The sequence below is a fragment of the Devosia sp. RR2S18 genome, assembly GCF_030177755.1.
GTDB classification, from domain to species: Bacteria; Pseudomonadota; Alphaproteobacteria; order Rhizobiales; family Devosiaceae; genus Devosia; species Devosia rhizosphaerae.
This window is the reverse complement of record NZ_CP126539.1, coordinates 2,731,106-2,745,793: the sequence shown is the minus strand read 5'-3', so window position 1 is coordinate 2,745,793 and position 14,688 is coordinate 2,731,106. Positions and strand designations below refer to the sequence as shown.

At 58.9% G+C, this 14,688-nt stretch carries 10 protein-coding genes and 2 pseudogenes; 8 read left to right on the top strand and 4 right to left on the bottom strand.

Annotation, left to right across the window (positions count from 1 at the left end):
• Positions 1-208: 208 nt before the first annotated feature.
• The 6 genes from QOV41_RS13450 (at position 209) to QOV41_RS13425 (ending at position 10,026) form a co-directional block, all read left to right on the top strand.
• Positions 209-1,882 carry a hypothetical protein gene (locus tag QOV41_RS13450; RefSeq protein ID WP_284577237.1) on the top strand — a complete coding sequence of 558 codons (1,674 nt, stop codon included), beginning with the start codon at positions 209-211 and terminating at the stop codon, positions 1,880-1,882.
• Positions 1,879-2,673, top strand: a complete 795-nt coding sequence (locus QOV41_RS13445; RefSeq protein WP_284577236.1) for an ABC transporter permease — start codon at positions 1,879-1,881, stop codon at positions 2,671-2,673. The genes QOV41_RS13450 and QOV41_RS13445 overlap by 4 nt, the downstream gene beginning before the upstream one ends.
• Positions 2,670-3,887 (top strand): ABC transporter ATP-binding protein, encoded by a 1,218-nt coding sequence (locus QOV41_RS13440; RefSeq protein WP_284577234.1) that lies wholly within the window; start codon positions 2,670-2,672, stop codon positions 3,885-3,887. Before QOV41_RS13445 ends, QOV41_RS13440 begins: the two co-directional genes overlap by 4 nt.
• Positions 3,884-5,077 (top strand): methyltransferase domain-containing protein, encoded by a 1,194-nt coding sequence (locus QOV41_RS13435; protein WP_284577233.1) that lies wholly within the window; start codon positions 3,884-3,886, stop codon positions 5,075-5,077. Before QOV41_RS13440 ends, QOV41_RS13435 begins: the two co-directional genes overlap by 4 nt.
• Complete coding sequence (locus QOV41_RS13430; protein ID WP_284577231.1) at positions 5,074-8,727, top strand: glycosyltransferase; 3,654 nt, start codon at positions 5,074-5,076, stop codon at positions 8,725-8,727. Before QOV41_RS13435 ends, QOV41_RS13430 begins: the two co-directional genes overlap by 4 nt.
• A 156-nt stretch (positions 8,728-8,883) precedes the next feature.
• Positions 8,884-10,026 carry a glycosyltransferase gene (locus QOV41_RS13425; RefSeq protein ID WP_284577229.1) on the top strand — a complete coding sequence of 381 codons (1,143 nt, stop codon included), beginning with the start codon at positions 8,884-8,886 and terminating at the stop codon, positions 10,024-10,026.
• Between the two features lie 148 nt (positions 10,027-10,174).
• On the opposite strand, the pseudogene QOV41_RS13420 reads toward QOV41_RS13425, so the two are convergent.
• Both QOV41_RS13420 and QOV41_RS13415 read right to left on the bottom strand, forming a co-directional pair.
• Positions 10,175-10,744: pseudogene (locus tag QOV41_RS13420) on the bottom strand (IS66 family transposase); the annotation flags it as partial.
• A pseudogene (locus tag QOV41_RS13415) lies at positions 10,732-11,009 on the bottom strand (IS3 family transposase); the annotation flags it as partial. The pseudogenes QOV41_RS13415 and QOV41_RS13420, both read right to left, overlap by 13 nt.
• A 53-nt stretch (positions 11,010-11,062) precedes the next feature.
• Between QOV41_RS13415 and QOV41_RS13410 the strand changes: the two are divergent.
• On the top strand, positions 11,063-12,283 hold the full coding sequence (locus QOV41_RS13410; protein ID WP_284577228.1) for an IS256 family transposase: 1,221 nt from the start codon (positions 11,063-11,065) through the stop codon (positions 12,281-12,283).
• Positions 12,283-12,489 carry a hypothetical protein gene (locus QOV41_RS13405; protein ID WP_284577226.1) on the top strand — a complete coding sequence of 69 codons (207 nt, stop codon included), beginning with the start codon at positions 12,283-12,285 and terminating at the stop codon, positions 12,487-12,489. Before QOV41_RS13410 ends, QOV41_RS13405 begins: the two co-directional genes overlap by 1 nt.
• A gap of 416 nt (positions 12,490-12,905) precedes the next feature.
• Here QOV41_RS13405 and QOV41_RS13400 read toward each other — a convergent pair whose 3' ends face one another.
• Entirely contained in the window at positions 12,906-13,121 is a 216-nt protein-coding gene (locus QOV41_RS13400; RefSeq protein ID WP_284577224.1) for a hypothetical protein, read from the bottom strand.
• A gap of 126 nt (positions 13,122-13,247) precedes the next feature.
• Complete coding sequence (locus tag QOV41_RS13395; protein ID WP_284577223.1) at positions 13,248-14,495, bottom strand: DUF4214 domain-containing protein; 1,248 nt, start codon at positions 14,493-14,495, stop codon at positions 13,248-13,250.
• Positions 14,496-14,688: the final 193 nt, after the last annotated feature.

Genomic DNA, 14,688 nt, shown 5'->3' with positions numbered 1-14,688 from the left:
ACTTTTTGACCCTCCCCATGAAGGGGAGGGTAGCGCCGCTCGGCCTCCCAGGCCGTAGCAAAGCTAGAGTGGGGTGACCCGCAGCCCCCTCCACCCACCATGTCATTCCCGCGCAGCGGGACCCCTGTTTCCACTCCCCCGCTCACCAAATGTTTGCCGTGCCCCCGAGCCTCCCCTATAGAGGTCCTATCGCTCACCCGCCGCAGCCATGTCCGCGTCCAAGCCCATAACCGCCGCCGTCACCGCGCTCCTCGCCGCCACCCTGGTGGCGCTCGCCTATGCCACGGCCCTGATGTCTGCGGGCGAATATCCCTACCGCCTCTTCGATGGCGATTTCGTCCATCCCTTCCTGCTGGTGCGGGACCTCGCTACGGGCGGCTCCTTGTTCGATTGGGTGAGTTCGGCCGCGCTCTACGCCTTTCCCGATTGGCTTTTTGCGCTGACCGCGCTGTTGCCCATCGACGGCCGGGTCGCCATCGTGCTGGCGAGCCTCCTCCTACTCGGGGCCTTCGCCCTTGCCGGCGGTTTGCTGCTCGGCACTGCGCTCGGCCTCACTCCGACGCCCGCAATTATCCTTTACGGCGCCGGGCTCGTCCTCATCACCCTTGTAGCCGGGCGGCCCATCCAATGGCTCCTCAACTACGCCGCCTCGATCTATATCCACACCGGCGCGACGCTGATGCTGCTGGTCGCGATTGGATTGGCCGCCCAAGTCCTGGTGCGGGGCAGGGCGCCGATTGCCCTCCCGGTCCTCTGCGCCATCACCGTGGCGACCGTCTATTCCGATCCCATCTTCCTCGTTTGGTTTGTCGCGCCTCTGGCCGCGACAGCCGGGCTTCTCGCCCTCGTGGCGCGCCAGCCGCGCCGCCTCCTGGCGCCCGGTCTCGTCAGCCTCCTCGGCGTCGCCGCTTACCTGGCCGAACGGGTCAAGCCCTTCCCCAGCTCCCAGGCGGAGCTCTTTGCCGTGAGCCCCCTCGATGCGGCCCGCGAGTTCTTCCGCGTGCTGGGGGAGGGGCTGGCCGATGGCGACGGCGCGCTCTTTGCCTATAGCCTTGCTGCGCTCGTCAGCATCGTCCTCCTGCTGGCCACCATCGGCGAGCTGTTCGCGCGCCGCAGCGTCAGCGAGCGCCAGGTGCAGACGCTTCTTCTCACCCTGTCGACCCTGGCCGTCCTCGTGCTGCCCATACTGGTCGGGGCCATCGATCACCCCTCCAAGCTGCGCTACATGATCGCCATTGTGTATTTAGCGCCGCTGCTCCTCTTGCCGCCACCACTGCGGCTGCTGCGGGCAGGGCGCCTCCGCCTGCTGGCTGGTGGCGTCGGGCTGGCTCTCGGCGTTCTGGCCCTCTGGTTGTCGCCGAGCCTCCTCACTGCATTCCGCACCGGCCAGCACGCGCCACTGATTGCCTGTCTCGAGCAGCGTGGCCTCACCGACGGTTATGCCGATTACGACTACGCCAAATCCGTCATCTTCCTGTCGGGCGGCGCCATCCACCTCTCCCAGGCCGGGCTCAACACTCATATCAACTTCACCGCGCGCTGGCGCGACCGGCGCACCGATGGCGAACCCTTCCGCCCCAACTTCGTGCTGACCGCAAACCTGCCCGCCGACTATCTCGAGCGGTTCGGCACCCCCGATGAGATCATGGCGTGTCCGGGAGACCACCAGGTGTGGATCTACCAGCGCCAGTTTCCCCCGACCTCGTGCTTTAGCGGTTTGACAGCAGTTCAGGCCCTCACTGTGCACGTTCCGTTAGCATTTGTTCCCGCTTTGAGGCCCGCAACCAAGGGCGGTGTGACAATCGGCACGGCAAGGCTAAACTTGCAAAGTGCTATCGGCGGGCCTATACGGGGCCCGGTATTTCTCGGAAGATCCACATGAACGGTCTGCTCCGCAGCCTTTGGCAGTACCGGTTTTTCATACTGACCTCGATCCGCAACGACTTCCTGACGCGCTTCATTCGCAGCCGGCTCGGGGGTTTGTGGGTGGTTCTTCAGCCACTGTCTCAAGTTCTGATCTATGCCTTCATCCTCTCCAATCTCCTGTCCTCGCGGCTGCCAGGTGTTGATTCCACCTATGGTTACGCCGTCTATCTCATGGCGGGTCTACTGGCGTGGAACCTGTTCGTAGAAATCCTCGACCGCTGCCTCAAGATCTTCATCAACAACGCCAATGCGCTCAAGAAGGTGAACTTCCCGCGCATGACTTTGCCCATCATCGCCATTGGTTCGGCCTTGGTGAATAATCTCGCATTGTTTCTGGTGATGAACGTGATTTTCCTGTTTCTCGGGCATTTCGTCACGCCATACCTGATGTACTACTTTCTCCTGGTCCCCATCATCGCCGCACTCGCTGCCGGAACCGGTCTGATACTGGGCGTCATCAATGTCTTCGTGCGCGATGTCGAACAGGTCGTCCCCATTATTATCCAGTTGCTGTTCTGGTTCACGCCTATCGTCTATCCCGCCAATGTTGTGCCCGAAACCTATCGGCGGATACTAGCCCTCAACCCGCTCTATATTCTGGTCGAGAGCTATCACAGCATTGTCCTCTACCACCAACCTCCCAACCTCCCCGCCATCGCCGCCATCGCTCTCCTCGCGCTAACCCTTTGTTTTGTCGCCCTGTTTGTGTTCCGCCGTGCCAATTCTGACATCGTGGACGTACTATGACTGCAATCCGCGTGGACGACGTCCACAAGAGCTTTTTCACCTATCGCAGTGAATGGGGACGCATCCTGTCATGGTTCGGCGCTGCACCCCGGCTGCGTGGCCAAACTGACATTCTGAAGGGGATCAAATTTGACATTGAGCCTGGAGAAGCTGTTGGAATTGTTGGTCAAAACGGCGCGGGCAAGAGTACCCTCCTCAAGATCATCACGGGTACCATGCAGCCCACCAAGGGATCGGTGTCGCTGAACGGGCGCGTCGCGGCCCTGCTTGAACTGGGGATGGGCTTCAATCCCGATATGACAGGGCGTCAAAACGTCTACAATTCAGCCGGGCTCATGGGGTTTTCGCAGGAGCAGATTGATAGCCTGATCGGTGGAATCGAAGCATTCGCTGAGATTGGCAGCTACTTCGATCAGCCGATCCGGGTGTATTCGAGTGGCATGCAGGTTCGCCTGGCATTCGCCGTCGCGACCGCGGTTCGCCCCGAAATCTTGATTGTGGACGAGGCCCTATCCGTCGGCGACGCTTATTTTCAGCACAAGAGCTTCAATCGCATACGAGAGTTTCGAACGGCAGGGACCACCCTGCTGCTGGTATCTCACGACAGAGCGTCTATCATTTCGCTCTGCAATCGGGCGATCCTCATCGACTCTGGCCAGGTCCGTAGCGATGGAGCGCCCGAGGAAGTGCTCGACCTATACAATGCTCTGGTGGCACAGAAGGAGGGGCATCTGCTCGAGCAGACCACCGACGAGAAGGGTAGGGTTCGAACCCGATCCGGCTCGGGGGAAGTCACAATCGAGGACGTGACCCTGCTTGATGATGAGGGTCGCCCAACGGAGATGCTCACCGTCGGAAGCGAGGCGGTGTTGCGAGTGGTCGCGAGAGCTAACCAGCCCGTCGGAGAACTTGTCGCCGGCTACATGCTGAAGGACCGACTCGGAACGCCGATCTTTGGCACCAACACCTACCAATTGGGTCAACCGCTCACTAACGTTGCCGCCGGCGAAAAAGTCACCTTCAAGTTCCGATTCCCTGTGAACATCGGATATGGCAATTACTCCATTGCCGTGGCGCTTCACGATAAAGATACCCACATTTCCCGTAACTATCAGTGGCAGGATCTAGCGGTCACTTTCAGTGTGGTTAACCTCAGGCACTCCGAGTTTGTTGGCATCGCGTGGATACCACCAACTTTGGAGATGGAGCGGTGAGCCAGAACTTCTATCATGCTTTCGAACAAGCTTTTCGCGGCAGCCGCGAAGAGATTGCCGGTCGGCTGGAGCGAGGCTATGGGGCCTTTTTGCGCGTCATCGCCAAGGAGGCGCCTGGGGGCAGGGTTCTGGACCTGGGGTGCGGGCGCGGTGAGTGGCTTGAGCTGGCCCTGTCCTATGGTTTTTCAGCGCATGGCGTGGACCTCGACGAGGGCATGTTGGCCGAATGCTTTGTACGTGGGCTCCCCGCTACAAATGGCGATGCGATCGCATATCTTGCTGGGGAGCCGGACGACAGTCTCTCGATTGTGTCCGGATTTCATATCGCCGAGCACTTGCCTTTCGACGTTTTGCAAGAGGTGTTTCGTCAGGCCATGCGCGCTCTGCGGCCTGGAGGCTTATTGATCCTCGAAACGCCTAACGCCGAGAATCTCCATGTCGGCAGCTTAAGCTTCCACATGGATCCAACTCACAATAAGCCGTTGCCGCCTGGCCTAATGTCCTTCCTGGCGCGCTATTATGGTTTTGCCCGCGCAGAGATATTGCGCCTGCAAGAGAGTCCTGGCTTGAGTGAGAGGGATACCGCCCGCCTGCTCGACGTTCTCGGCGGGGTCAGTCCGGACTATGCTCTTGTGGCTCAGAAGAGTGGTCCGGAGCACGTCATGGCCTCAGCCAGTGTAGTGTTCGCCGTGGATCGGGGCCTCACCCTCGATACTCTATCGAGCCGGTTCGAAGCCTCGATTGAAGATCGTTCTGTCGAGAGGGCAAAGCGCGAGTTGCGCGATGATCTCGCGGAGCTACGGTCAGCACAACATGCGATGGAGCGCAGGCTGGAAGATCAAGCTGCGGAACTCCGGGCGGTTTACGAAAGCACTTCCTGGCGGGTGAGCGCCCCCGTCCGAGCTGCTGGAACATTGGTTCAGCGGGGCCGAAGCTTCACCCGCCGAATTCTACGCGAGTCCGTACAGTCGGCTCTTAAGCTGCCACATACGCGTTGGCTCGCTCGGAAGCTCAAGCTCCATTTTCCGGGGCTCTTTACGCGCGCTCAGCGACTGATTTATGGAGATTTGCGGGCTGCGCAGTCTGCTGGGCTTCCTTATCATCAACTTCTCGACGAGCGCCTGCTGTCGCCCCGAGCGACCAGCATTTACCTTCGGCTCTCCGAGAAGCCGGACAGTGGAATTCGATGACGCGTATTCTGATCGATTTGCAGGCCTGCCAGAACGAGAGTCGGTTCCGGGGACTGGGCCGATACGCTTCCAACATTGCGAGCGAAATCGTACGACAAGCTGAAGCTGACAACGTCCATCTTCTGCTTAACGACCAGTTCGACCAAACGCTTATTCCATTGCGCCAGAGATTCGCGGCCGTGCCGCAGCAAAATCTTCACATCGTGCGTATGCTCGGCGAAGCAGGGGATGTCGATCCACAACACCGCTGGCGCTACAGCGCCGCGGCACTGCTGCGTGAAGCCTATATTGAAATGTTGGCACCGGACGTGGTGTTCATTCCCAGTTTTTTTGAGGGTTATGGTGATGATGCTACGCTGAGTATTGGGCGGCTTGCGACTGTACCCACCGTAGTGGCAGTGCATGATCTTATACCCCTCGCGCTCCCGGAACGCTATCTAAGCCCTGACTACAGCCGGCACTACCATGCCAAGCTCAACGAGATTAGTGACGCCGCGGCGGTGATAACGATCTCCAACTACACATCGAGTGAATTTTTAGAACGCGCTCGATACCCTGCCGAACGTGTCATCAACGCATCGGAAGGCGCTGAGCCCGAATTCCGTCCGCTTAACCTCTCTGCCGATGCGCGGGACGCTGTAAAACGGCGCCATGGTATTATTGGCCGTTTCGTATTCTACACGGGTGGTGCAGATCCAAGGAAGAACCTTGATCGGCTGATAGAAGCGTTCGCGCGCCTGCCACTTGTAACGCGCCAGGGGCGTCAGCTGGTATTCGCCGGCGGGATTTCCGCAGGAGAGCGCCAGCAACTTGAGGATAAGGCCCGCCAAGCTGGTCTGCCACCGGATGCACTCAAGCTGTTGGGCTTTATCCCCGACGCAGAGCTAATCAAACTGCTCAACATCTGTGACGCTTTCGTTTTCCCTTCGCTCTACGAAGGGTTCGGGCTGCCGTGTCTAGAGGCAATGCAGTGCGGTGCACCGACCATTGGTGCCAATGCCTCGAGCATACCGGAGATTATAGGCAATCCGGACGCGCTGTTTGATCCCCGTTCGGTGGACGCCATCAGGAGCAGTCTTGAGCGTGTCCTCACCGACGCGGCGTTTCGTGCCAGCCTGATTGAACGAGGAAAGTCGCAGGCGAAACGTTTCTCCTGGGCCTCCAGTGCTGAAAAGGCGCTTACCCAGCTGCGGGCCACAGCGCTTCCAGCGGCTAATCCTGAAGATTGGGCGAAGACGGTTGCTCGCCTCGAGCGCGTAGAGCACAGTCTCATCGAACGGGTTAGAGGGCTCGCTAGCCAGTTTTCACCGCCAAGCTCCGCCGACTTGGCAGAGTTTGCTCAGGCTGCCGCTGCCAACCGCACGGCAGTCGAAAATCGCCTACGTCCCATCAACGTTTCTGCTCAGCCGAGTTGGCGCATAGAAGGGCCATTCGACAGCAGTTACAGTTTGGCGCTGGTCAACCGCGAACTCGGCCTGGCCCTTGATCGAAAGGGCGTTGGAGCCTCCCTATTCGCTTCAGAGGGGCCCGGCGACTACGAGGCCGATGCTACGTTCCTTCGCAATAATGCTGATGTAGCAGCATTGCACGCACGAAACGGGGCCGATCGTGCGGCCGAAATAGTTTCCCGCAACATGTATCCTCCGCGTATTTCCGACATGGCCGGACAGCTCAACGGCTTCAGCTGCTATGCGTGGGAGGAGACGGGGTTTCCCTTCTCATATGCCGAGGGGTTCAACGAATATCTCCAGTTCGTCACCGCCACTTCCGAACACGTTCGCAAGGTCATGATCGATGCTGGCGTGTCGGTGCCGGCCACAGTGGTTGGCAATGGTGTGGATCATTGGGCCCGCGTTGTTGCCGATCCCAGCTACACAATCAAAACCGCCGCGCACACTTTCCTTCATGTCTCTTCTTGCTTTCCGCGCAAGGGGGCAGATGTGCTACTCAAGAGCTACGGCGAGGCATTCACTCGCGCTGATGATGTTCTGCTTGTCATCAAGACCTTTCAGAATCCCCACAACACCATAGAGCAGCAGCTGTCGGAGTTGCGGTCCGCCAATCCGAACTACCCCCCTGTTACCCTCATTATGGACGACCTATCCGACGCGCAGCTGAAGAGGCTTTACGAGCAGTGCGATACGTTAGTCGCACCGAGCCGAGCGGAAGGCTTTGGACTGCCCATCGCCGAGGCCATGCTCGCCGGCCTACATGTAATTGCTACCGGATGGAGTGGCCACCTCGACTTCTGCACCTCAGACAACGCCTCGCTGATCGACTATTCGTTCGCCGCGGCCACCACCCATCAGGCTGGCAATTCGATCAGCGCATGGGCAGAGCCAAACCCCGACCACTTGGCGGAACTGATGCAAGAAGCGGTCGCGCAAAAGCGTCCGAAGAAGACCTTCGACTTGCTAAGTCATTGGTCGTGGGACGACGTAGCCTCCCGCACTCTTGAGGCGGTGCGCTCCATAACAACCGACGACCTCATCGCCGAGCCTCGCCTTGGTTGGGTTACCACGTTCCGCAAGCGGTGCGGTATCGCCACCTATTCGGAACATCTGTTAGAAGGCCTGGACATTCCGGTGCTTATTCTTGCCGATGATCCAGATGAAGAACCCGACGACGATCCGGATAATGTTTGCCGCTGCTGGCGTGAAGGAAAGGTCGACGACTTTTCACGCTTGATGCAAGCGGTGGATGAGTTCGGCCTCGACACCATCGTCATTCAGTTCAACTACGCGTTTTTCGATCTGGACCAATTTGCTTTGCTGATCAAGCGCCTGAAGGACGCCGATAAGACAGTCGTCGTAACGCTTCACGCCACCATCGATCCGCAGCATGACCCAAACAAGCGACTAGCCGCCATTGTACAGTCGTTGATGCGTTGCGATCGGCTACTAGTGCACTCAGTGAAGGATCTTAATCAGCTAAAGGCCCATGGTCTCATCGATAATGTTGCTCTCTTTCCTCACGGCGTCCTCGCAGCACCTGAGGTAAAGGCAAAGAAGCGCTTGCCGAGCGATCCAGTGCGCCTAGCCAGCTACGGTTTCTTCCTTCCAAACAAAGGTCTAATCGAGTTGATCGAAGCAGCTCGCCTCTTGAAGGAGGAGGGGTTCCGCTTCGAACTCGATCTCGTCAACGCAGCTTTTCCTGCCGCGGTCTCGTATCAGCTTATCGAAGAGGCGCACTCTCTGGTCGCGCGCTACAACCTCTCAGACCAGGTTCGGCTTACAACGGAGTTTTTGTCCGATGCGGAAAGCTTGAAGCTGCTGTCTACTAGCGAAATCATCGTCTATCCATATCAAGCCACGGCCGAGTCCGCGAGCGGCGCCGTGCGCTACGGTCTGGCCGTAGGGAAGGCTGTAGCCGTAACTCCTTCGCCGATTTTTGACGACGTATCGCAAGTCGTATTTGCCTTACCCGGAGCCACGCCGAGAGAGCTTGCTGACGGCTTGAAGAAGCTGGCCTATGACCTGCGGGCAAACACCCCGTTGGTGAGCAGTGTCCTTGCACGCGCTGCCGAGTGGCGAGAAATTCACGCGTATCCGGTTCTGGGCCGCCGCCTTGCAGGCACGCTCCGCGGTTTAAATCGCCAACGCCTACGAGATGTGCGAACTGGGCACGCATCAAGCTCCCTACCGTCGTAGTCTGATCTGCTTGGGTCGGAATAGGGAACAGTGTTGGTGCGCGTTGGCCGAGAACTCCCGGAAGTCGGTTAGCACGAGACTATATAGCCGGTGAATGCCTTCGGCTGAGTTGGCAGAAGTGGACGACGCTCAGGTGGGAATGTCAGTAGGAGCTAAATGTTGCGCGAAGGTAATTCTACCACCTCACTGTACCACGATTACTTCGCAATTCGTGGCGGTGGTGAGCGCTTAGCACTTGAACTCGCCTGCGCGCTCGATGCTGAACTTGTATACGGTTATCGAACGGAACTCAGCTACGGCGAGGAGAACTTTCCAGCTGACTCCCGTAGCCTGATGTCGGGCAAGGTGATCAAGACCCCGGGCTTGGCCACGATAGCTCTGGCGATGTCGTTCGCTATGGAGAGGCGCCGTTCTGTCAATTATCCTGTGCGCATCTTTAGTGGAGTAGCGGCTCCTTTCGCCGCGCCCAAGCAAGATGGGTCCGGGGTCAACATCTTCTACTGCCATACGCCTCCCCGGTTCCTCTATGATCAGAAATCGTTCTACGAGGCCACTGGCGGGGTGGGACGCCGACTTGGGCTCTCGATGGCCGGTGCCTGGTTCCAACGGGGGTATGAGCGTTCGGTCGGGCGCATGGACATGATTGTTGCCAACTCCGAGAATATCAGGAGGCGTATCAAGAGATATCTGGGACGAGACAGCGTCGTCGTCTATCCTCCAGTAGATACGGAAGGATTTAGGTGGGAACAGTCGCAGGGTTATTACCTTTCCACTGCGCGGCTTACCCCACTTAAGCGTATCCGCACTATTGTAGAGGCTTTCAAAGCCATGCCTGACCTGCATCTTGTTGTCGCCTCCGGGGGAGAACAGGAAGATGAGCTGAAAGCTTTAGCTGCGGGGGTGCCGAATATCCGCTTCACGGGCTGGACTGAGGATGCTGAGCTTAAGCTACTGGTCGCACGGGCCGTCGCGACCATCTATATCCCGGTCGAGGAAGATTTTGGTATGTCACCGGTCGAGTCTATGGCAGCGGGCAAGCCGGTGATTGGGGTGGCCGAAGGCGGGCTCTTGGAAACTGTTGTACCAGGTCAAACCGGCTTCCTTCTTCCGGCCGAGCCTTCTGCAGGGGACCTTCAGGGAGCGGTCCGTATGCTTACACCAGATCGCGCACTGGAAATGCGAGTAGCGTGTGAACAACGGGCGCAACTGTTTACCCGGGAGCGGTTTCTGTCCGGCATGAGTGCGGCGATCGCCCAAGCTGAGGCACGAAAGCTCTACTCTAGCGTCGCTTCCGTTTGAAGCATCTCAGTCGAACCAGCGAGTGCAGCTCCGCTTGCTTGATGATCCTCCGGTCGTCGAGTGGTCCCCGCATTGGCGATCCAGGGCGATTATTGGTGCATAGTGGGGTTTGACGTGTAAGCGGTAAGCGGAGAAGTAGGCGAGGCCGTTACGGCCTGAAGTTCCATGGCATGAGGTCGGCGATCTGGCTGTTTGGCCAGCCGCCGGCGATGCGCTGGAGGGTTTGGGTCAGCCACGCGTGCGGATCGATACCGTTCATTTTCGCCGTCGTCAGCAGCGTTGCGATCGTAGCCCAGGCCCGGCCACCACCATCTGGCGAAGAGCGCGTTTTTGCGGGTGATGGTCTGCGGGCGGATTGCCCGCTCGACGATGTTGGAGTCGATCTCGATACGACCGTCGGCAAGGAAGCGCTGGAAGGACGTCCTGCGGCTCAGGGTGTAGCGGATGATCTCAGCCAGTTTGGATTTGCCCGACAGGCGCGGCAGCTCCCGCTCCAGCATGGCGAACAGCTCGGTGACGATGGGGCGGGAACGTTCGGCCCGGATGCTGGCGCGCAGTCCGGCGCCATAGCCGCGGATGTCCTCCTCGATGGCCCAGAGCGGCGCCATGGCCCTGACCACGGCACTGGTAAGGGCGAGCCATCGCTGGCATGCAGGTCGAAAAACTTGCGCCGTGCGTGTGCCCAGCACCCGGCCAGGGTCATGGTATCATTGGCGCCACGATCCGCTTGCGGCCGACGCACCAGCCCTGACGGCATAGGTGCCGCGCCATCTGTCGGGAGCCATACCCAGGGAATTTCCATGAAGGCCTCGTCGATGATGCGCATCAGTTCGAGGTTCTCGGGCGTCTCTCCCGCCGGTTGCCGATAACGAGGCCCGCGAGATCGAAACCAGTTCGCATTGGCGGCGGATCGAGAGCCGGTTGAGATCAGAATCGATCATCATTCTCCTCCGATCGAGGCTCAGCGATCGAAGGCTTTGGGAGTGTCGGGATTTCCGTGTGTAGGCGGCATAATGGGTAAGAAGGAGTCTCCCCTATGTCGCGACGCAAAGAACCTGCCATACCGAACGAACTTCTCGACCAGCTCCTGGCTGGCGGTGCGGCCATGGCGTTTGAACAAGGCGGTCTGCTGGATTCGCTGAAGAAGGCGCTGACTGAGCGTGCCCTGAACGCAGAGATGGACCACCACCTCGCCAGTGGTGAGGGCGCTGGCAACATGCGGAACGGCTATGGCCGCAAAACCGTGACGACCGAGACCGGCAAGTTGGAGATCGATGTGCCGCGCGACCGGCAGTCGAGCTTTGATCCGCAACTGATCGCCAAGTACCAGCGCCGCTTCCCAGGGTTCGACGACAAGATCGTGTCGATGTACGCCCGCGGCATGAGCACCAGGGAGATCGCCGGGCACCTGCGCGATCTGTATGGCATCGATGTATCAGCGGACCTGATCAGCACCGTGACGGACGCTGTGCTTGATGAAGTCGCCACCTGGCAGCAACGGCCGCTTGACCCGGTTTATCCGCTGATCTTCTTCGATGCGATCCGGGTCAAGATCCGCGACGAAGGCATGGTGCGTAACAAGGCGATCCATATTGCTCTGGGAGTGCGCGCCGATGGCGCCAAGGAAGTGCTCGGCCTCTGGCTCGAGCAGAATGAAGGTGCCAAGTTCTGGCTGCGGGTGATGAACGAGCTCAGGAACCGCGGCACCGAGGACATCCTCTTGGCCGTTGTTGATGGGCTCAAGGGCTTCCCCGAGGCAATTACCGCCGTATTCCCCGAGACCGTGGTTCAGACCTGCATCGTCCATCTCCTGCGCAACTCGATGGACTTTGTCTCCTGGAAAGACCGCAAGGGACTGGCAACGGCGCTCAAGGACATCTACCGCGCGACCGATGCCGATGCTGCCGAAAAGGCGCTCGCGGACTTCGATGCCGGCTCTTGGGGGCAGCGCTATCCCGCCATCGGCCAGAGCTGGCGGCGCGCCTGGAGCGAGGTCATCCCGTTCTTTGCCTTCCCTGACGAGGTCCGCAGGATCGTCTACACCACCAACGCCATAGAGGCGCTAAACTCAAAGCTCCGGCGGGCGGTCAGGGCCAGGGGACACTTCCCCAGCGATGATGCCGCCACCAAGCTGCTTTACCTGATCTTGAACCGATCAGAGAAAGAGTGGAAAATGCCGCCACGTGAGTGGTCAATGGCCAAGGCGCAGTTTGCTGTCATCTTTGGCGAGCGCTTCATCAGGGCCATGGCGGCGTAATGTTTAACCGACCGCCCGCACACGAAATTACTGACACTCCCAAGGCTTTGGCAAAAATCTCGCTCAACGACAAGCTGCCCGATCTTGGCGTGCAGCTTCATCACCTCCGCCTCTCGGCCCACCTGTGCATCCGTTACCTTCTCGTCGAAGCCTTGGCCAGGTTCTCGGTGGCCTGCCGTTTCCTCCGCATGATCTGGTTGGGGTGAAGCTGGTGTTCGTCGCCAATTCCGAAATCGTCCGCTCGCCGCGGATCGCCTCAGGCGCCACCTTGGCCTTGAACTCGGCCGTAAACCGTCTACGTGTCTTCATGCTGGATCGCCCCTTTCGTCGGAAGATCACCTTATGACCCTGTCTCAGAAACCGGGACCACCTCAGAGTTCTGGCCGGCATCCATGATCGTTCTTCTACTCATGTCCTTTTTGCTGTTGGTGGTTGGCGCTCTCCAAGTGGTGCTAGCGTGGCCAGAGGGCTTAAAACGGCGATGGGCGCAGTTGAGTTTGGGCGCGTTTGCCTTGCTGGTGTCAGGAATGACCTTCAGCGCAGCTGTAGACCTTCACCGTGAGCAGGAACGATCAGCTGCCCTGGCGAAAGTGCCGCTTATCGCCGTACCATTCGGATCAAACTAGCCGGTCGGTCTTACTACGGCATACCCGCTGATTGCTATCTCGGCCTTGATCTTGTCTTCGGTCGCTCCGAGCAGTCTATCGCCTGCTCCGGTCGTTGCCATGTGCCGCCATTCGAGTGTCTGCAGGTGAGGCGGGATGGCAGCCATCGGCCCATACGGCAGTACCAGCAGCTCTGGCTGCTCGCCGGAGCGGTGCCCAATAAATACGTTCACCTGCATCTCTGGTCTTAGTCTCCTAGCCCGTACGCATAGAGCCACAACCGGGCAGGCGGCGCAATTCAACCATCAGAGAACTCGATAGACTATGCTGTAAGGGGCGCTGCCATGGCGAAGCCGTCCTTAGTAGAGCCAAATGCCGTCACTGATTGCGTCCGCAACCTGGGCCTTGTTCTCATCACTCTCCGAGAAGAAGGCCAGGAGGTCTCGACGGTTGGTGGTTCCTGCTTCGAGTTTGTCCACCCAGTAATCGTATCCACCCTGATCGTACTCGCGTCCCAAGGTGTGGGTGTAGAGCAGATCAACGAATTCCCCGCTGGGAACGGTCTGCTCTGTACCGTAGGTCCTCACGAACTCCGGCGAGTGAAGGAAACTATCTGCAATATCGATGAGGGTGGTGTTCCCCTCATCCATGCGGCCGATCCAGTACTTAAGGCCCTCATTATCAGGCGTACGCTCAAAGGATGCTTGGTACAACCGATACGCTTGGCCAGCGATGCCGCTGATATCTAAAGCCAGCGTTCCATCGCTGAACTCAATTCGCTCTACACCCAGCAGCGTGTCCGTTCCCTCAGGAGAACCGGTCCGCAAATCCACTATAGTCACGCCACCACCGTTGTCAGACGACAATCGAAACTGGTTCATTCTGCCGCCGTAAACGGCGGTGTCTACACCCGCCCCGCCGTCGATGTGGTCATTGCCGCCGCCGCCGGTTAGCCGATCATTGCCGCCATCGCCAAGGATGATTTCGTTGGCACCTGTGCCAACATAAACATCAGCGGCAGCCGACCCGTTGAACGCTGCTGCTGTCGGCGCTGTGGCTGCCAGACTTGGTCCGTAAAGAGCCTGTGCGCCGGCTATGTCACCGGATGACAGAGCGACCCGTGTCCCAACGGTTGGGAACATAATTGTGTCCCGCTCATCGGTGTGCCCCAAGCCCAAAGCATGACCAATCTCATGTACCGCAACGGCGTAGAAGTTGATAGTTCCGGCGACGTAGTGCTTGGCTGTTGACCAAACTTCCGCCGTGTCAAAGCGGATTTCTGATTTGGCGAGCTGATTGAATTCGCTCCCATGCCAGTAGCTGTAGGTTGCTTCACCAATGGTGTTGTATCGCCCGTCTATCGCATCCCAACCGAGACGGATCTTCGAAGTTGAGCTATCGGCGACCTCCACAAAATCGATGTTGGCAACATCTTCCCATGCTTGGAAGGCGTCCCTAATCAGGTTCTGGTATGTCACCTGCGTAATGGCAGCGTCGAAGCTGTAGAAGGCGCCTGCCAGCTTGGCGAAACTCCAGGTGACTTGGCCGCCGCTCGCTCCTAGCGATGGAGCACCCCATTTGGCGCCTGTAAATTCGTAATCAGACATGTTCAGTTCCGGGGGCCTCGAAGTTGCAGCGAAGGTCGCTATTGCCGCATGAATTCGTTAAGAGCCGGCAACGACGGCGCCGCAAATGCGGGCGTTCGCGCTCCTTTTCAAATCACGAGCCTCGGAGCTTCATCACGTTGACGTTACGGCGCAATGGACTGCTGGCGCCTGATGTCGGGCGCGGTGGGGTGGG

What these genes read in the sequence shown, in the direction of transcription:
- QOV41_RS13450 (WP_284577237.1), top strand. Translation starts at nt 209, where the DNA reads ATGTCCGCGTCCAAGCCCATAACCGCCGCCGTCACCGCGCTCCTCGCC.
- QOV41_RS13445 (WP_284577236.1), top strand. Translation starts at nt 1,879, where the DNA reads ATGAACGGTCTGCTCCGCAGCCTTTGGCAGTACCGGTTTTTCATACTG.
- QOV41_RS13440 (WP_284577234.1), top strand. Translation starts at nt 2,670, where the DNA reads ATGACTGCAATCCGCGTGGACGACGTCCACAAGAGCTTTTTCACCTAT.
- QOV41_RS13430 (WP_284577231.1), top strand. Translation starts at nt 5,074, where the DNA reads ATGACGCGTATTCTGATCGATTTGCAGGCCTGCCAGAACGAGAGTCGG.
- QOV41_RS13425 (WP_284577229.1), top strand. Translation starts at nt 8,884, where the DNA reads ATGTTGCGCGAAGGTAATTCTACCACCTCACTGTACCACGATTACTTC.
- QOV41_RS13410 (WP_284577228.1), top strand. Translation starts at nt 11,063, where the DNA reads ATGTCGCGACGCAAAGAACCTGCCATACCGAACGAACTTCTCGACCAG.
- QOV41_RS13405 (WP_284577226.1), top strand. Translation starts at nt 12,283, where the DNA reads ATGTTTAACCGACCGCCCGCACACGAAATTACTGACACTCCCAAGGCT.
- QOV41_RS13395 (WP_284577223.1), bottom strand. Translation starts at nt 14,495, where the DNA reads ATGTCTGATTACGAATTTACAGGCGCCAAATGGGGTGCTCCATCGCTA.